The organism is Photobacterium sp. GB-72, assembly GCF_003026095.1.
Taxonomy (GTDB): domain Bacteria; phylum Pseudomonadota; class Gammaproteobacteria; order Enterobacterales; family Vibrionaceae; genus Photobacterium.
Genome location: NZ_PYNV01000007.1, coordinates 150,352 through 169,657 on the forward strand (window position 1 = coordinate 150,352; position 19,306 = coordinate 169,657).

Genomic DNA, 19,306 nt, shown 5'->3' on the forward strand with positions numbered 1-19,306 from the left:
ACTCTCAATATTCAATGTTAGCCTCAACATTTCCCCACACATCCCTGAAAACCTATACTTAATTATTAATATTAAGACTTTAATTACGCCCTTCCAATCAGGATAAACACTTGCTACTCACTATATTTAATTGAACTTTAAGATGTTATTACTATTTTAAGATACATCATAATATTTAGCGCTAGTTGTTATGTCTATTTGACCTTTTTGTAAATTATGGGTACTTTGATGAATCGCAGGAAGCATACTGATGATCAGGATGATTATCATATTGATGCAGTAAACCTGTTTATGACAAACAGGTGCAAGGGAGAGTTGCAATGTCACTGTATAACCCATCACTGGAAAAAGATAACTGTGGGTTTGGTCTGATTGCCCATATCGAAGGCCAAACCAGCCACAAACTTGTTCGTACCGCTATATCCGCACTAGATCGCATGACTCACCGTGGTGGTATCGCCGCTGACGGTAAAACAGGTGATGGCTGTGGTCTATTGATTAAAAAACCAGATAATTTCTACCGTATTATTGCTGATGAAAAAGGCTGGAACCTATCCCGTGAATTTGCCGTGGGACAAATTTTCTTAAGCCAAGATCCGGTACTTGCCGAGCAAGCTCGAACTATTATTAATGAAGAGCTGGCAACAGAAACATTATCGGTAGTAGGTTGGCGTGAAGTGCCTGTAAATCCTGCCGTTCTCGGGCCTATTGCTCAAGAATCCCTACCTAATATTGAGCAAGTCTTTATCAATGCCCCTGCAGGTTGGAAGCCTCGCGATATTGATCGCCGCCTCTACATTGCTCGTCGTCGCATTGAAAAGCGTATTACCGAAGATAGTGATTTCTACATTTGTAGCCTTTCAACTCAAGTGATTGTCTACAAAGGCTTATTCATGCCATCGGATCTACCTAAATTCTACTTAGATTTAGGTGACATTCGATTAGAATCGTCGATTTGTCTATTCCACCAGCGTTTCTCAACCAATACTCAGCCACGCTGGCCGTTGGCTCAGCCTTTCCGCTATCTAGCCCATAATGGTGAAATCAATACCATCACAGGTAACCGCCAATGGGCACGAGCACGAGGCTATAAATTTAGCTCCCCATTGCTGCCAGATTTAAAAACAGCTGCACCATTTGTTAACGAAACAGGCTCTGATTCCTCTAGCCTTGATAACATGCTAGAGCTATTTTTATCTGGTGGTATGGATCTATTCCGTGCCATGCGCATGCTTGTTCCACCAGCTTGGCAAAACCACCCTGATATGGATCCAGCACTGCGTGCTTTTTACGATTTTAACTCGATGCACATGGAACCATGGGATGGCCCTGCTGGTATCGTAATGTCTGATGGACGTTATGCTGCTTGTAACCTTGACCGAAACGGCCTTCGTCCAGCCCGTTATGTGATCACCAAAGATAAATTGATCACCCTAGCGTCTGAAGTCGGCATTTGGGATTACACCCCAGATGAGGTCGCTGAAAAAGGGCGTGTTGGTCCCGGTGAATTATTAGTTATTGATACAAAGTTTGGCAAAATTTGGCATTCATCAGATATCGATAACGAGCTAATGGGACGCCATCCTTATAAAGCATGGATGGATAGTCACGTTAAACGCTTAACCCCCTTTGAACAATTAGGGGATGAGCAAGTAGGTTGCCGATCGCTCACTGATGACGAACTGTCGGTTTATCACAAGCAATTTGGGGTAAGCAGTGAAGAGTTAGATCAGGTACTGCGTGTTGTAGGTGAAAATGGCCAAGAAGCCACTGGCTCGATGGGTGATGATGCGCCAATGGCGGTATTGTCATCAAAAGAACGACCGATCACCGATTACTTCCGTCAAATGTTTGCACAGGTCACTAACCCACCTATCGATCCACTGCGTGAAAAGCATGTCATGTCACTCGCTACCTGTATTGGTCGCGAAATTAACGTGTTCTGTGAAACCGATAGCCATGCACAACGTGTGGCGTTTGGATCGCCAGTGTTAGTGTATTCTGATCTTGTTCAATTACTTGAGTTAGATGATCAATATTATGCCAACAGCATTATTGATATTAACTACAATCCAAATGAAAAAGATCTCAAACAAGCACTAATAGATCTATGCGATGAAGCTGAACGTGTCGTAAAAGATGGTGCTGTACTGGTTGTTTTATCAGATCGCGGGATCAATAAAGATAAATTGCCAATTCCTGCTGCAATGGCTGTGGGTGCGGTGCAAAAACGTTTGGTTGATAATAACCTACGTTGTGACACTAACATCGTGGTTGAAACAGCAACCGCTCGCGATCCTCACCAATTTGCCGTCCTTCTCGGCTTTGGTGCTACCGCTATCTACCCTTACCTTGCTTATGAATCACTAGGTAAGTTGATCGATGCGGGGGCAATTAATAAGTCTTACCGTGAAGTGATGAGTAATTACCAAAACGGCATGAATAAAGGTCTATTTAAGATCATGTCGAAGATGGGGATCTCGACCATTGCTTCATACCGCTGCTCAATGCTATTTGAAGCTGTCGGTTTAAGTGATGAAGTCGTTGAGCTTTGCTTTAAAGGTGTTTCGAGCCGTATTGCAGGCGCTGACTTTAGTGACTTCCAACAAGATCTCTTTAACTTATCGCGTAAAGCATGGTTGAAACGTAAACCGATTGAACATGGAGGTTTACTGAAATACGTTCACGGTGGTGAATTCCATGCTTATAACCCTGATGTTGTCGGCACACTACAAAAAGCGGTGAAATCAGGCGATTATCAAGATTACTTAGCCTTTGCTAAAGAAGTGAATGAGCGCCCTGTCGCTGCTATTCGTGACTTGTTTAAGCTAAAAGATGGCACAACATCGATTCCGGTTGAACAGGTTGAAGCTGCGACTGAGCTTTATAAGCGTTTTGACTCAGCCGCAATGTCGATTGGTGCATTAAGCCCAGAAGCGCACGAAGCATTAGCTATCGCAATGAACCGTTTAGGCGGTTGTTCAAACTCCGGTGAAGGCGGTGAAGATCCTCGTCGTTTTGGTAACGAACGTAACTCACGGATTAAACAGGTGGCTTCAGGTCGATTTGGCGTGACTCCACACTACCTTGTGAATGCGGATGTTATTCAGATCAAAGTAGCACAAGGAGCGAAACCTGGGGAAGGTGGTCAACTACCCGGCCATAAAGTGACAACCGAAATCGCGAAACTGCGTTATGCGGTACCGGGTGTTACCCTGATCTCACCACCACCTCACCATGATATTTATTCGATTGAAGATTTAGCTCAGCTGATCTTCGATTTAAAACAAGTTAACCCAAGTGCCATGGTATCGGTCAAACTGGTATCTGAGCCTGGGGTTGGCACCATCGCAACGGGTGTGGCTAAAGCCTATGCTGATTTGATCACCATTTCAGGTTATGACGGCGGGACCGGTGCAAGTCCACTAACATCGGTGAAATATGCCGGTAGCCCATGGGAGCTTGGTCTTGCTGAAACTCAGCAAGCACTTGTGAGTAATGGCTTACGTCACAAAATCCGTCTGCAAGTCGATGGTGGTTTGAAAACCGGCCTTGATGTTGTAAAAGCAGCCATTTTAGGTGCGGAAAGCTTCGGTTTTGGTACCGCACCAATGGTTGCTCTAGGTTGTAAATACCTGCGTATTTGTCACCTTAATAACTGTGCGACAGGTGTCGCTACCCAAGATGAAAAACTGCGTCGTGACTTCTTTAAAGGCTTGCCTGAACAAGTTATGAATTACTTCATCGGTGTTGGCCAAGAAGTACGTGAACTATTAGCGCAATTAGGCGTAGAAAAGCTCACAGACCTAATTGGTCGTACCGATCTTCTTGAAACATTGGAAGGCTTTACAGCAAAACAAGCCAAGCTTGATTTAAGCCCAATTTTGGTTGCTCCAACACCAAAAGAAGGTAAAACACTCTACTGCAGCGAGCCTAACACACCATTTGATAACGCAGAGCTAAGCCAGACTTTAGTCGATCAAATCTTACCTGCGATTGAAAGTCGTAGCGGTGGTGATTTCTACTTTGATATCTGTAACACCGACCGCTCTATTGGCGCACGTCTATCTGGTGAAATCGCCCAGCGTTATGGCAACCAAGGTATGTCAGCAAGTCCAGTAACACTGCACTTAACCGGTACTGCGGGTCAGTCTTTCGGGGTGTGGAATGCAGGCGGTCTAAACCTGAAATTAACAGGTGATGCAAACGACTATGTGGGTAAAGGCATGACGGGCGGTATTATTACTATTCGTCCACCACAAGGTTCTGCATTTAAATCAAGTGAAGCGACCATCATTGGTAATACTTGTTTGTATGGCGCAACGGGCGGTAAGTTATTTGCTGCAGGTAAAGCGGGTGAGCGTTTTGCTGTGCGTAACTCTGGCACCATTACCGTTGTAGAAGGTGCTGGTGATAACGCATGTGAATATATGACTGGCGGTATCGTAGCTATTTTAGGTAAAACAGGCGTTAACTTTGGCGCAGGTATGACGGGCGGTTTTGCTTATATTCTTGATGAAGATGGCGATTTCGCAGGACGCGTGAATCCAGAGCTAGTTGAAGCATTACCTCTTGACGAGCTACAGATCCACCAAGAACATTTACGTGGTTTAATCGACCGTCACTTACAAGAAACAGGTTCAAGTCGAGCACAAGAAATTTTGGCGAACTTTGATCAATGGATCCCGAAATTCTATCTTGCGAAGCCTAAGTCAGCAGACATTAATACCCTGCTGGGTCACCAAAGTCGTTCAGCTTCTGAACTACGTCTTCAGGCGCAATAAGGGAGGGAAACCGAATGAGCCAGAATGTTTACCAATTTATTGACGTCGAACGTATCGACCCACCAAAGAAACCGCTAAATGTACGTAAAATCGAGTTCGTTGAAATCTACGAACCGTTTACCAAACAGCAGGCAGGTGCGCAGGCGGATCGTTGTTTAGATTGTGGTAACCCTTATTGTGAATGGAAATGTCCTGTTCATAACTACATTCCTCAATGGCTAAAACTGGCTAATGAGGGACGTATTATTGAAGCCGTTGAGCTATCTCACCAGACGAATACCTTACCGGAAGTATGTGGCCGTGTTTGTCCTCAAGACAGGCTATGTGAAGGTTCTTGTACCTTAAACGAAGACTTTGGTGCGGTGACAATTGGTAATGTTGAAAAATACATTACCGATAAAGCCTTTGAGATGGGCTGGAAACCTGACATGTCAGGGGTCGAGTGGACAGATAAAAAAGTTGCGATCATCGGTGCAGGCCCTGCCGGATTATCTTGTGCTGATATTCTTGTGCGTAACGGCGTAAAACCCGTGGTATTTGACCGCTACCCTGAAATTGGTGGCTTGCTGACCTTTGGTATCCCATCATTCAAGCTTGAAAAAGATGTAATGGTTAACCGTCGTAAAATCTTTACTGAAATGGGGGTTGAGTTTCAGCTCAATACTGAAATCGGTAAAGACGTCACGATGGAATCGCTACTGGCTGACTACGATGCGGTGTTCTTAGGTGTCGGCACGTATAAAAACATGCGTGCAGGATTGGAAAATGAAGACGCAACAGGCGTCTATGACGCATTGCCATTTTTGATTTCTAATACCTATAAGGTAATGGAACTAGAAAGTCCATCGACATTCTTAGATATGAAAGATCAACGCGTGGTCGTACTCGGTGGTGGTGATACCGCGATGGACTGTGTCCGTACTTCTATCCGCCAAGGTGCAAAAGATGTGGTGTGTGCTTATCGTCGTGATGAAGCCAATATGCCGGGTTCAAAACGTGAGGTGAAAAATGCCCGCGAGGAAGGCGTAAACTTTATGTTTAACCTTCAGCCATTAGGTATTGAAGTGGATGATTCAGGCAAAGTAACTGGCGTTAAAGTTGTGAAAACAGCGCTAGGTGAACCAGACAGCGCTGGACGTCGTCGCCCTGAGCCAGTCTCAGGTAGTGAGCACGTATTAGGTGCCGATGCTGTGATCATGGCGTTTGGTTTCCAACCTCATGCGATGCCATGGCTGACACCATATGATGTTGAACTGGATCAATGGGGACGGATCAAAACCTCATTCGATGCACACTTTGCCTATCAAACCACAAACCCGAAAATCTTTGCCGGTGGTGATGCGGTTCGTGGTTCAGATTTAGTGGTAACCGCCATTGATGAAGGCCGTAAAGCCGCTGATGGCATACTGGATTATCTCAACGTCTAAAGACGTTAATTAAACAAACTAAAGCGGATGGGCAACCTTCCGCTTTTTTTTATTGTTCAAAAATTAGCGCTCGATAACTTTTGGTATAAATTCTATCGCTCATGGTACACTAATCAACACAACAGCACCCTCGGTGCACCGCTTGAACAACAAGAGAACGAATCAATGAAAATCGGCATTATTGGCGCAATGGAGCAAGAAGTTGCGATCCTAAAAGCACAACTAGAAAACTGCGAAACACACAACAAAGCAGGTTGTACTCTCTACACAGGTACGCTAAATGGTGCGGATGTTGTCTTGTTACAATCTGGTATTGGTAAAGTTGCAGCAGCAGTAGGCACAGCCGTATTACTTGAAACGTTCCAACCTGATGTTGTGATCAATACAGGCTCTGCTGGCGGTTTTGAATCAAGCCTTAATGTTGGTGATGTTGTGATCTCAACGGAAGTTCGCTACCACGACGCAGACGTGACAGCATTTGGTTATGAGATCGGTCAAATGGCACAGCAGCCAGCCGCTTTCCTCTCTGACGAAAAACTGATGGATGTAGCAGAGCAAGCACTATCTGCTTTACCTAAAAAGCCACACGCTGTTCGCGGTCTGATCTGTACTGGCGATGCATTTGTATGTAGCGCTGAAAAACAAAACTTCATTCGCACTCACTTCCCATCAGTCGTTGCTGTTGAAATGGAAGCTGCGGCTATTGCTCAAGCTTGTCACCAATTCAAAGTCCCCTTTGTTGTGGTTCGTGCCATTTCTGATGTTGCAGATAAAGAATCGCCAATGAGCTTTGATGAGTTCCTGCCACTTGCAGCAAAAAGCTCATCAATCATGGTTGAGAAAATGGTTGAGTTACTTAAGTAACCTCATTGTAGTAACTAATTTAAGTGGCCTTGCTTCGCATCTAGCCTAAAACGAGAATAGCTGTCACGGATGATGGAATCACTTGTTGCGTTACTCACAACTAATAGCTCCCTACTCGCTTTGTGGGGAGCGTTATTATTGCATTGGGTTTTACCCATTCCTTACCCGCTTCACCCCATTGTTATTTGGCAACGTCTCGCACTGCTCATTGCAGAGCGTGTTAATCACCCGAAAGAAAATCCCTCTCAACGTATTCTCGCAGGCTCACTTGCTTGGTTTTTAATGTCAGGCACGGTACTGATCTTATTGTTCGCTTTTAGCCAACTGGTTTGGTATCAAACGATTTTCCAAATGACCCTATTGTGGATGGCAATAGACTGGCAAACATCGGCTAAATTAGGCAAACAATTTAACCAAGCCTATAACCTTGAACACAAAGGCAGATGCCGTGAGTTATTAGCCGATCACGTTAATCGTAATACTGAAAATTTATCATTACTTGGACTAGGTAAAGCGGGTGCTGAAACCCTATTACTTGGTTACGGCCGTAATGTCATTGGCGTCTTATTCTGGTATGCCATTGGTGGTGGTATTGCGGCGATTATGTATCGTTTAGCGATTAGCCTTGCGCGATCTTGGTCACCAAGCCGTGAACAGTTCCGCTTTTTTGGTTTACCTGCGATTCGCATCGCACTTATTTTAGATATTGTGCCGCTTCGCCTGTTTGCGCTATTAATTACCCTTGGCCAAAATGCCAAAAATGCTTTTCATGGTTTAATGCAGCAAGGTGAAAATTGGCCGCTACCAGGGCCGGGTTGGTTATTAGCCGCAACCGGACACAAACTGTCTTTATCCCTTGGCGGCCCCGCGATGTACAACCAAGTGAAAATGGAACGACCGCGTATCGGAGGGAAAATTGCCCCCGCATCGTTACACCTTGCACAAATTCAGCAATTAATGACAAGTCGTTTATGGTGTTGGATCATTATCGAAAGCGGCTTACTGATTACTTTTCACGGACTAGCTTAATGCGCTTCCTACTTCTCATTGCGGTTCTATTCCCATTCACCTCAACCTTTGCAGAACAATCACAGTCTGTTCAACGCATTATTAGCTTATCGCCACACATGACAGAGCTGGCTTATAGTGCGGGTTTGGGGGATAAACTAATTGCCGCCAGTGATTACAGTGACTACCCAGATCAGGCGAAAAAATTAGAACGTGTTGCCAATTATCGCGGCATTAAAATGGAACGAATTCTTACTTTAAAGCCTGATTTAATTTTGGCGTGGAAAGGAGGGAACCCTAGTCGTGAAATGGCTCGCTTACAACAACTTGGGATTAATATCTTTTATTCAAATCCAACGCAATTAACCGATATTGCAGATACGATTATCAAACTAGGTAAATTTGCTGATGATCCAAGTCAATCGATTAATGCAGCTGCAACATTTAGAACACAACTCGCCAAAATTAAAGCACGCTATCAACACGCGCCTCCAGTACGTTACTTTTATCAATTAAGTGATAGCCCTATGTTGACGATTTCAGATGGCAACTGGCCGAGTCCTGTCTTTGATATTTGCGGTGGAGAAAATATTTTTGCCACCAGCACCGCGGCATACCCACAAGTCAATCAAGAGCAAGTTGTTGTTCGCCAACCCAGCGTCATTTTCGGTTCACGTCATGCAACGTCAAAAGAAAATAGCCCATGGTTAAAGTGGCAAGGTAAACTCCCTGCGGTTGATAATCATCAGCTTTATCAACTCAATAGCGATTGGTTAAACCGCCCCACGCTTCGCACTCTTAAAGCCGTAAAGCAAGTGTGTCAACGACTGGATAATGCAAGAAACACCTCACCTTTGCTGTGAATAACCTCACTAAAGATGGATTTTATAGTTGTACCTAGCCATTTAGGCAGTACAATCGCCTGCCTACTTTCCCCCTTTTCTATTAAATAGGGATAAACATGCTCATCTATATTCTCGATATGTTTGGTACTGCAATCTTTGCAGCCTCGGGAGTACTCATGGCAGGACGATTACGCATGGATCCTTTTGGCGTTGTCGTGCTAGCTAGCGTAACAGCTATTGGTGGCGGCACTATTCGTGATATGGCATTAGGTGCTACCCCTGTGTTTTGGATCAAAGATACCAATTACTTATGGGTGATTTTTATTACCTGTATTATCACGATGCTCGCAACTCAACGCCCTAAACGGATGCCATGGTATTTTCTTCCTGTCGCTGATGCGATTGGATTAGCAGTCTTTGTGGCTATCGGTGTCGAAAAATCATTACGTTATGGCGCATCGCCAATGGTCGCTGTGATCATGGGTGTGATAACAGGCTGTGGTGGCGGCGTGATCCGAGATGTACTCGGACGAGAAATACCAATGGTATTACGTACAGAGGTTTATGCAACAGCCTGTATTCTAGGTGGTATGGTACACACCATAGGCTTATCTTTAGGCGTACTGCCTTCTGTTGCTGCAGTGATCGGTATCTTTACCACACTCACCATAAGACTCGCAGCCATTAAGTGGAACCTGTCTCTGCCTATTTTTGCACTGCGTAATTAACAAAAAAACCGCCAACACTGGCGGTTTTTTAATCCGAAACAAACAAGGCTATCTTACTCTTCAATCGAGGTTTTACGGCGTTTGAATCGACGGATAAGCCACCATCCAAGTATACCAGCAAGTACAACGACGACAGACCAACATTGCATCTGATATTTATGATAGAAGGCTAAAATAGGCCCTAATTCGTCATGTAAATAAGCAGGAGCCACGCCAAATACCAATAGCCAGATCGTGACCGCTAAGAAGTTACCTAATAAGAAAAGTTGCACTGGCATTTGCGCAATACCACAGCCAATGCACATGAACTGTTTAATGCCTTCAACAAAACGACTGATCACAAGCCCTAGCATGCCATAGCGGTCAATAAACTGATGTAACTTGGTCAGCGTTCGCGGTTTAATCCATTCTTTCTTCGTTAAGATATGACCAAATTGGCGTCCAATAAAGTAGCCAATACTGTTACCAATAAAGCTACTTGCCCAAGCAACAGATAGCACCATAGGTAACGACATTTTACCTGACGATGCCAATAAACTCGCGACGATCAATAACGACTGACCAGGCGCTGGGATCCCCATACCTTCAACAGCAATTGCCAATGCTAAAATATAGTACCCGTATTGCTGCAGCAGCGGGGTGAGATCAGTAATAATATGTTGAATCGATTCCATAGCCAGTCGATATAAAAATGAAGAGTAATCTTTTATAGTAGCTTGTCTCTCGTCGTCGGCATAATGATCAAAGCTAGAAAGTAAGCTTTCATAAACCATTAAACATTAAGATTTAAAGCCAAGTTATTATTAATTAAGACTATTTGACAGATATAAAAAAAGGACGCAAATGCATCCTTTCATATTTGAATAACGCTGCGAGAGCAATGTGATTATTTAATCATCACACGAGCAAATTTACGTTTACCGACTTGGAAAACATAATTGCCAGCAGCCAGTACCAGTTTCGTGTCTTCTACTTTCTCACCATCTTGCTTCACAGCGCCTTGACGGATCATACGCATTGCATCAGACGTTGAGTTAACCAGTGCTGCTTCTTTTAATAAATTCGCAATAGGAAGACCGGCTTCGAATTCAAACTCAGGCATTTCATCAGGTAGGTTACCTTTTTGGAAACGACTGATGAATTCTTGCAATGCCGCTTCTGCCGCTTCTTCTGAATGGAAACGTGCAATGATCTCTTTTGCTAGTAAGAACTTCACATCACGTGGGTTTTTACCGGCATCAACATCGGCTTTAAACTGAGCAATTTCATCCATTGGACGGAATGAAAGCAATTCAAAGTAGCTCCACATCAGATCGTCAGAGATAGACATGATCTTACCAAACATATCGCTTGGCGCATCGGCAACACCAATGTAGTTATGCGCAGATTTAGACATTTTCTTCACGCCATCTAAACCCACCAGCAATGGCATCGTCAGTACAACCTGTGGTTTTTGACCATGCGATTTCTGTAACTCACGACCCATTAGCAAGTTGAACTTCTGATCAGTACCGCCTAGTTCTACATCTGTTTCCATTGCGACTGAATCGTAACCTTGAAGTAATGGATACATAAATTCATGGATCGCGATTGGACGATTCTCGCCGTAACGCTTTTTAAAATCGTCACGCTCTAGCATACGAGCAACGGTTTGATTAGACGCTAAACGGATCATTCCTTCTGCACCTAACTCTGATAACCATGTCGAGTTAAACGCAATCGTGGTTTTGGCAGGATCAAGGATCTTAAATACCTGCTCTTTATATGTTTCCGCATTGCGTAATACATCTTCACGCGTTAGTGGCGGACGTGTCGTGTTCTTACCGGTAGGATCACCGACCATACCAGTAAAATCACCAATCAAGAAAGTGACTTCATGGCCTAATTCCTGAAAAGTACGCAACTTATTGAGAATAACCGTGTGTCCAAGATGGATGTCTGGCGCCGTAGGATCAGCACCTAATTTTATACGTAATGGACGGTTTTCTTTTAGCTTTGCTATTAGCTCTGCTTCTGGGATAAGTTCTTCAACCCCACGTTTTATCTCAATAAGTGCTTGTTCAATGCTGGCCATTCTTGTTCGCTCCCACAAAATTGGCAAAAATAATAAGCCGACTATCTTACTTGAATAGCAGGCTTTTTTGAAACCAGTTAGACTGAAGGCCGTTTATTTTTTCGGAATATATGTGAAAAATTTAGTATGAAAGGAACTTCATCACCTCGATTTCCACGGAAGAACCTCTTTTTTATCATATTGATCAGCATAGCTATGCTGGGGCTTGCAATGATACCGAGTTCCCAGCAAGAAACCGCTTCTCATGTTGAGCGTAAATTTAAAATTGGCAAACCTTACCCTATTGATATTGCAACCGCTTCAGCGACACCTCTTTCAGGTAAAGATAAAACAGATGAGCTTATATGGAAAAAGCACGTTATTGAAAGTGGTGAAAGTTTAGCTATCGCTTTTGATAACATCGGCTTAGATGGAAAAATACTACATTCCCTTATCAATACCGATGCCAATACCAAACAATTGGAAAGACTTCGTCCAGGTAATATCCTTCAATTTGGCTTTAATAAAGAAGGAAAATTAGTTGAGCTTCGCCAACCTCGTAATCATTTAGAAACCTTGATTGTGCGCCACGATGGCAGCACCTTTAGCAGTGAGATGGATAAAAAGGAAATTGAAACGCATATCAATTTCTCTCATGCCACCATTAAAACCAGTTTTTGGAGTGCCGCAGATAAAGCAGGATTAACGGCCAATCAGATCATGGAAATTGCCGCGCTATTTGGTTGGGATATTGATTTTGCTCTCGATATTAGAGCGGGTGATAAATTTGAAGTGTTATTTGAACAGCACTATTTAGATGGTTATCCAGTCGATCGCGGTGAGATTTTAGCCGCAACCTTTACCAATATGGGGCAAACTTTTACCGCAGTTCGCAATAACGACGGTAAATATTACGATAAAGACGGGCTAGCCATGCGTAAAGCGTTCTTGCGCTCTCCTGTCAACTTCCGCTATGTAAGTTCAAATTTTAATCCGCGTCGTCTCCACCCCGTTACAGGAAAAGTAAAGCCGCACCGAGGCACTGATTATGTTGCTCCTGTTGGCACACCTATTTGGGCGGCAGGTGATGGGGTTGTATTAGAATCAGCGTATAACAAATACAATGGTAACTACGTTTTTATCAAACATAGCGCTAAATATGTCACCAAATACCTGCATTTAACTAAGCGTATGGTCAAAAAAGGGCAACGAGTAAAACAGGGAGATACTGTCGGTACTTTAGGCGGTACTGGTCGCGTCACAGGCCCACACCTACACTATGAATTCTTGGTTAATGGTCAGCATAAAAACCCTCGTACGGTAGATTTACCGCAAGCCAATTCATTATCAGGCAACGAGCAAGTAACGTTTAAAAAGCAAGCTAAACAACAACTTGATCATATTCAGCAATTGGGCAAACTGGTCGTTAATAATGACATATTATTAAACTAAGCCATTGTTTATATACAAAAAAGCCGACAATCAATATTTGTCGGCTTTTATTTAACTCAATGATTATCGAGTTAACATTTTAAACACTAAATGATGCGCCACAACCACAAGTCGTTGTTGCATTTGGGTTGTTAACAAAGAAACGCGAACCTTCTAGACCTTCAGTGTAGTCAACTGTACCACCCATTAGGTACTGGAGACTCATAGGATCAACCACTAGCGTTACACCGCCATTTTCAATGGTCATATCACCATCATTTACTTTTTCATCAAAAGTAAAACCATATTGAAAGCCACTACAACCACCACCAGTGATGTAAACACGTAGCTTTAGATTCGGGTTTTCTTCTTCAGCGATCAGTGTTTTTACTTTATTCGCTGCAACATCAGAAAAAGTTAGCGGCAAATTAGCATCGCTCATTACAAAACCTCTCACACACTTCCGTTAATTACGCTGATTATCCAATACCTGACTATGTTGTTCAAGTATTAGGCTCACTTGTTGGAGAATCATGGCGTAAACGCTCTTTTTTAATTGTTCGGTGTAGCAACTGCGAATAAATCGGTTGTCCGCCTAACATCTGAGCAAGCATAGTCGCACCGAGAGTGGTAACAATCAATGGTAAAATAAGGTGATAGTTGTTGGTCATTTCAATAACCAGCAAAATCCCCGTAATTGGTGCGCGCACCGTTGCAGCAAAAAGCGCCCCCATACCAGCGATTGCAAATAGTCCTGGATCAATGCCTAAATCAGGATAAATGCCTTGTGTGATCATGCCATAGAAAGTGCCAAACAATGTCCCTAACGCCAACATTGGGGCAAAAATACCGCCCGGTGCACCGGAGCCAAAACACAGTAATGTTGTTGCAATACGAGCAAAGAACAACAGCATTAACATACCAAGGCCGTAATCACCGTTAGTCGCGTGAGGGATAAGGAAAATACCGCCACCGGTTAATTCTGGGAAATACAATAGAAGTAAACCGAAGCAGCCACCAATTAAAGCACCAGTGATAAGGTAACGCTTACGCTCATTACGGTGAATTTTAACAAAACTATCTAACGCAAAAATAATCATCCGATTAAATAGGACACCGAAACCACCAAATAGCATCCCTAACACTAAGAATAACCATAATGATTTCAGTGCAGGAGCATCATATTGCGGCATAGATATAACCGCTTCTTGGCCACGTAAAAGACGAAATACGATATTTGACATCACCGCAGAGATCATTACGCATTTCACCGAAATTAAACTGTAACGAAACTGCGGACGCATCTCTTCAAGTACAAACATGATCCCCGCCATCGGGGCATTAAATGCTGCTGCTAAACCACCAGCGGCACCTGCTGCAAGTAAAGAGTGTCGACCTTCTTTATCTTTTAAACGGAAAATATCAGAGATCATTCGTCCAATATTACCGCCCATTTGTACCGTAGGACCTTCACGACCCAGTACCATACCCGAGCCTAACGCACCTAAACCACCGAAAAATTTAACTGGGATCACGCGCCACCAGCGAACAGGACGCATTTCTTCCATCGCACCTTCAATTTCAGGAATACCAGAACCACCAGCTTCAGGGGCAAAACGACTAACAAGGTAATAACCAACAAAGGCAAGAAAAGCACTGACAATAAATGCTGCGAGCCACAAAGGAAGTACACTGGTTATTTCATCACGTAACCACTCTGTACGCTGATCCGTTACCCAGTTGACACCAATTTCAAACAAGGTTCCGACTAAGCCCGCTAAAATGCCGACAAGAGCTGATAAAAATAGAACAGAGACTGGCGTTTTATCACGAGTAAGCAGTTGCCTTACAAAAACGCGAGGTTGAAGATGAGGAGGCATGTGGATCCCGTGCGTTTTATCAGTCATTTTTCGGCCGTATTGTCAAAAGATTGCATATAGGATGCAGGGAGGATAAATGAAACTATTGATTTTAGAAGAGTAATCTAAGATGGGCGTTTATTATACTGCTAATGTTGAAAAATAGCTTTGCAACTGTGACTTATACTGCAGTATTGCTGTAATTAATTGTTCAATACACGCAAATAACCACCATAAATCGCCCTCCCTAAATTGCATCCTTTTAGGTACAATGGACTAATAACAATCTACACACTTCTCTGGCCTACAATCTCTAGGACAGAAAACGATCTGGATTGGATCTACGCCTGATTATTTTATATAGGACCTCATAATGAGCAAAACGAGCAAATCGGCTGATTTATTTGCCAAAGCAAAACAAAAAATTCCAGGTGGTGTTAACTCTCCAGTGAGAGCGTTCGCTGGTGTTGGTGGCACACCACTCTTTATTGAGCGTGCCGATGGCGCTTATATTTTTGATGCTGATGGTAATGCATACATCGATTTCGTTGGCTCTTGGGGTCCAATGATCTTAGGCCATAACCATGCAGCGATTCGTGATGCGGTGATCGATGCAGCGCAACAAGGTTTAAGTTTTGGTGCGCCAACGGCAATGGAAATCACCATGGCTGATCTGGTATCAAAACTAGTACCATCGATGGAAATGGTACGCATGGTAAGCTCAGGTACTGAAGCAACCATGAGCGCTATTCGTCTGGCACGCGGGTTTACTGGTCGCGATAAGATCTTAAAATTTGAAGGTTGTTACCACGGTCACGCCGATTGTCTACTCGTTAAAGCAGGCTCTGGCGCATTAACCCTAGGTCAACCAAGCTCACCAGGTGTACCTGCAGATTTTGCAAAACATACCCTAACAGCAACCTATAACGATCTAGATTCTGTCCGTGAAGCGTTTGCAGCTCACCCAGAAGAGATTGCTTGTATTATCGTTGAGCCTGTTGCGGGTAACATGAACTGCATTCCACCTGTACCTGGCTTCCTTGAAGGGCTACGCGACATCTGTGATGAATTTGGCGCGCTATTAATTCTAGATGAAGTAATGACAGGCTTCCGCGTATCAGAAGGTGGTGCTCAAGGCTATTACAACATTAAACCAGACCTTACAACACTAGGTAAAATCATCGGCGGCGGTATGCCAGTCGGCGCATTCGGTGGCCGTCGTGAAGTGATGGAATTTGTTGCACCAACAGGTCCTGTCTACCAAGCGGGTACGCTATCAGGCAACCCTGTTGCAATGGCAGCAGGCCATGCCTGTTTAAGCGTGTTAACTGAAGACGGTAATGAAAAACGCCTTGCTCATACCACTAAACGTCTTGCTGATGGCTTTAAAGCATTAGCAGATAAGCATGGTGTTCCACTGGCCATTAATCAAGTAGGTGCGATGTTTGGCTTCTTCTTTACTGAGCAAGAAACTGTAACGTGCTACGAAGATGTAACCAAGTGCGATGTCGAGCGTTTCAAGCGTTTCTTTAATTTAATGCTAGAAAAAGGGGTATATCTTGCACCGTCTGCATATGAAGCATGCTTCACCTCACTAGCACACACAGATCAAATCATTGATGCAACACTTGAAGCGGCTGATTTTGCTTTTGCAACGCTTGCTCATGAAAACAGCCCTGAATAATTCAGAAAGCTGAAATAAATAAAAATAAAAAAGGTCACAATGAGTGACCTTTTTTTATGACATTATTTTAGTATCTAAAACACAGAAATTGTATTTAACTATAGCCACCGCTCAAGGCTAAGGTTATTGCCAAAAATATAACGCAAGCAGTACCATGATGACTAAAATAATTAGTGCAATCGGTGGTCTGCGCTTTTTTTTGTCATCACAGCCACAATTACAACATCCCATAAGCCATCTCCGCGATAAAGGGTATAATCGATAAGTTATAGCGACAATGATTATAATGATAATCTTTATCAATAACAGCAGTAATGAAGACGCTTATTAATTAAAGGAAACATACCGTGTCACAGCCATTTAAAATCGAGCCACGCCATTGGCTCCTTATTATTGCTTTATTTGTTGCTGCATTTGCCAGTTACAAACTCATTGAACCTTATTTAGGGCCGATTGTTCTCGCCTTTATTATTTCATTACTCTTTGCACCACTACATAAACGTTTATTAGCGTTAATGCCAACCCGTGCAAATACTGCTGCAATGTTATCTTGCTTTGTGCTTACCGTCATTATTGTGATCCCGCTGCTTGTGGTGTTTTCATCCATTGTTCATCAAGGTACAACCGTTTCTAAAGAAAGTTATCAATGGATCACATCCGGCGGTCCGAAAGAACTATTTGCTCACCCTTACGCTCAAAAAGTACTGTTCTATATAGATAAATACTCACCGTTCCATGATTTTGATCCTCAGGTCATCATTCAGAAAATTGCAACCACAGCATCTCAAGTCGGCTCTCAAGCAATCAACATTAGTGCACGTATTCTTGGAGACGCCACTAGCATATTAGTAAACTTTATGATGATGCTATTTGTCCTATTCTTCCTGCTACGTGATAACGACAAGATGATTGCCGCGATCCGCCATGTGATCCCACTGTCTCGCAGTCAAGAAGATGCAATTATGGAAGAAGTTGAACAAGTCGCAAAATCTGCCGTACTTGGATCATTCCTAACCGCTGTCGCGCAAGGCTTAGCCGGTGGTTTTGCAATGTGGCTATGCGGATTCCCAGGGCTGTTCTGGGGCTCAATGATGGCTTTTGCTTCATTAATCCCAGTCGTAGGTACCGCACTTATCTGGCTACCTGCATCTCTATACTTACTGTTAGTCGGTCAATGGGAATGGGCATTATTCTTAGCGGGCTGGGGAGTGCTTGTCGTAGGTTCAATCGATAATGTTGTCCGTCCATTGCTGATGCAAGGCAGTTCAAGCATGAATACCCTACTGATCTTCTTCTCAATCATTGGGGGGATCCAATTATTTGGTTTGATCGGTATGATTTACGGTCCCATCATTTTTGGTGTAACACTCGTGTTATTTAAAATGTATGAAGTTGAATTTAAAGACTTCTTAGAACAACAAGATTCTCACTAACCTATCATTACAATGCCGCCTCTATTCTAGGGCGGCATTTTTCTTCTATTCAATCTTCCTCTCTACTGCTGATTTCTTTTCAACGGCACATAATTATGGAACAATTCGCTCCCAAATTTATGATGTCTACATTGAGGCCAGTTACATGTCTTATTGCGCCGCGAGCCAGGTTGTTGCTCGTCAATCTGAGTTTTTTGAAAACCGTAAAGTCCTTATCGCTGGCGAATTAAGTGATACCTTCGCATCAGAGCTATGTCAAACCGCTCAAACGGTATCGGTATTTACCACAAACTATGGCTTCTACTCAGATATCAAACGTTTTAATAATGTAAGTAGTTACTTCGGTGCTGAATTAACAGAAACATTAGATATCGATATGATCCTGCTTTACTGGCCTAAAGCAAAAGCAGAAGCTGATTACTTGTTAACCATGCTACTGAATAAGTTCGGTACTGGCGTTGAAATTTGTATCGTTGGTGAAAACCGCTCAGGGGTTCGCAGTGCAGAAAAACTCTTTGCAGAATATGGCCCACTGAACAAATATGATTCGGCACGTCGCTGCAGTTTTTACTGGGGACGTTGTGATAACACGCCAAAAGCCTTTAATTTATCAGATTGGTTCCGTAGTTATCCTATCGATATTGCTGGCGTACAACTTACTGTTCGCTCTTTACCTGGCGTATTTAGCCATGGGGAGTTTGATAAAGGCTCAGAATTACTGCTTAACAATCTGCCTAAATTACACGGCAAAGTATTAGATTTTGGCTGTGGTGCTGGTGTGATTGGCGCTGTGATGAAAGCTAAATACCCCACTATTGATTTAGAGCTGTGTGATATCAGTGCGTTAGCCATTGAATCGGCAAAAGAAACATTTAAGGTCAATAACCTTGAAGCGAGTAAGTTCACCGCTACCGATGTTTATAAGGCGTTAACGGGCCCTTACCAGTTCTTGATCAGCAACCCACCGTTCCATGCTGGGTTAAAAACATTTTATGCTGCAACTGAGCTATTTATTAATGATGCACCACAATACCTTAGCCATAACGGTCAGCTCGTCATTGTCGCCAACAGCTTCTTACAATATCCGCCTTTAATTGAAGCAAGCCTTGGTGAGTGCAACATTACGGCAAAAACAAATAAATTTAATATTTACGCCGCAACTAAATAACCGTTAATTTATTTTAACGGAA

14 protein-coding genes are annotated in these 19,306 nt (G+C 43.2%); 10 read left to right on the forward strand and 4 right to left on the reverse strand.

The features are described 5' to 3' along the window. The first annotated feature begins 320 nt into the window (after positions 1-320). The 6 genes from gltB to C9J40_RS10355 all read left to right on the forward strand — a co-directional run bounded on the left by gltB (position 321) and on the right by C9J40_RS10355 (position 9,656). Entirely contained in the window at positions 321-4,784 is a 4,464-nt protein-coding gene (gene gltB, locus C9J40_RS10330; protein WP_107208583.1) for a glutamate synthase large subunit, read from the forward strand. A gap of 14 nt (positions 4,785-4,798) precedes the next feature. Beyond that, entirely contained in the window at positions 4,799-6,211 is a 1,413-nt protein-coding gene (locus C9J40_RS10335; RefSeq protein ID WP_107246741.1) for an FAD-dependent oxidoreductase, read from the forward strand. A gap of 165 nt (positions 6,212-6,376) precedes the next feature. Beyond that, positions 6,377-7,075, forward strand: a complete 699-nt coding sequence (gene mtnN / locus C9J40_RS10340; protein ID WP_107246758.1) for a 5'-methylthioadenosine/S-adenosylhomocysteine nucleosidase — start codon at positions 6,377-6,379, stop codon at positions 7,073-7,075. Between the two features lie 72 nt (positions 7,076-7,147). Continuing rightward, positions 7,148-8,104 (forward strand): cobalamin biosynthesis family protein, encoded by a 957-nt coding sequence (locus C9J40_RS10345; protein WP_107246742.1) that lies wholly within the window; start codon positions 7,148-7,150, stop codon positions 8,102-8,104. Further along, a complete protein-coding gene (gene btuF, locus C9J40_RS10350) occupies positions 8,104-8,946 on the forward strand; it encodes a vitamin B12 ABC transporter substrate-binding protein BtuF (protein WP_107246744.1) in 843 nt (280 codons plus the stop codon). The genes C9J40_RS10345 and btuF overlap by 1 nt, the downstream gene beginning before the upstream one ends. Positions 8,947-9,044: 98 nt before the next feature. After that, entirely contained in the window at positions 9,045-9,656 is a 612-nt protein-coding gene (locus tag C9J40_RS10355) for a trimeric intracellular cation channel family protein (RefSeq protein WP_045083709.1), read from the forward strand. Between the two features lie 53 nt (positions 9,657-9,709). Here C9J40_RS10355 and C9J40_RS10360 read toward each other — a convergent pair whose 3' ends face one another. Together C9J40_RS10360 and tyrS are read right to left on the reverse strand one after the other, a co-directional pair. Next, on the reverse strand, positions 9,710-10,330 hold the full coding sequence (locus C9J40_RS10360) for a DedA family protein (protein ID WP_107246746.1): 621 nt from the start codon (positions 10,328-10,330) through the stop codon (positions 9,710-9,712). A 212-nt stretch (positions 10,331-10,542) separates the two neighbouring features. Then, positions 10,543-11,730 carry a tyrosine--tRNA ligase gene (gene tyrS / locus C9J40_RS10365; RefSeq protein WP_107208588.1) on the reverse strand — a complete coding sequence of 396 codons (1,188 nt, stop codon included), beginning with the start codon at positions 11,728-11,730 and terminating at the stop codon, positions 10,543-10,545. A gap of 210 nt (positions 11,731-11,940) precedes the next feature. On the opposite strand from tyrS, the gene C9J40_RS10370 reads away from it, so the two are divergent. Further along, positions 11,941-13,161 (forward strand): peptidoglycan DD-metalloendopeptidase family protein, encoded by a 1,221-nt coding sequence (locus C9J40_RS10370; RefSeq protein ID WP_233217685.1) that lies wholly within the window; start codon positions 11,941-11,943, stop codon positions 13,159-13,161. Between the two features lie 79 nt (positions 13,162-13,240). Here C9J40_RS10370 and erpA read toward each other — a convergent pair whose 3' ends face one another. Both erpA and clcA read right to left on the reverse strand, forming a co-directional pair. Further along, a complete protein-coding gene (gene erpA / locus C9J40_RS10375) occupies positions 13,241-13,582 on the reverse strand; it encodes an iron-sulfur cluster insertion protein ErpA (protein WP_107208590.1) in 342 nt (113 codons plus the stop codon). A 61-nt stretch (positions 13,583-13,643) separates the two neighbouring features. Then, positions 13,644-15,047 carry a H(+)/Cl(-) exchange transporter ClcA gene (clcA, locus tag C9J40_RS10380; RefSeq protein ID WP_107208591.1) on the reverse strand — a complete coding sequence of 468 codons (1,404 nt, stop codon included), beginning with the start codon at positions 15,045-15,047 and terminating at the stop codon, positions 13,644-13,646. A 325-nt stretch (positions 15,048-15,372) separates the two neighbouring features. Here clcA and hemL point away from each other — a divergent pair, with 325 nt between their 5' ends. From hemL to rsmC, 3 genes are all read left to right on the forward strand, one after another. Continuing rightward, positions 15,373-16,683 carry a glutamate-1-semialdehyde 2,1-aminomutase gene (gene hemL / locus C9J40_RS10385; protein ID WP_107246747.1) on the forward strand — a complete coding sequence of 437 codons (1,311 nt, stop codon included), beginning with the start codon at positions 15,373-15,375 and terminating at the stop codon, positions 16,681-16,683. 347 nt (positions 16,684-17,030) lie between these two features. After that, complete coding sequence (locus C9J40_RS10390; protein ID WP_107246749.1) at positions 17,031-18,116, forward strand: AI-2E family transporter; 1,086 nt, start codon at positions 17,031-17,033, stop codon at positions 18,114-18,116. 145 nt (positions 18,117-18,261) lie between these two features. Continuing rightward, a complete protein-coding gene (gene rsmC / locus C9J40_RS10395) occupies positions 18,262-19,284 on the forward strand; it encodes a 16S rRNA (guanine(1207)-N(2))-methyltransferase RsmC (protein ID WP_107208594.1) in 1,023 nt (340 codons plus the stop codon). The last annotated feature ends 22 nt before the right edge of the window (positions 19,285-19,306 follow it).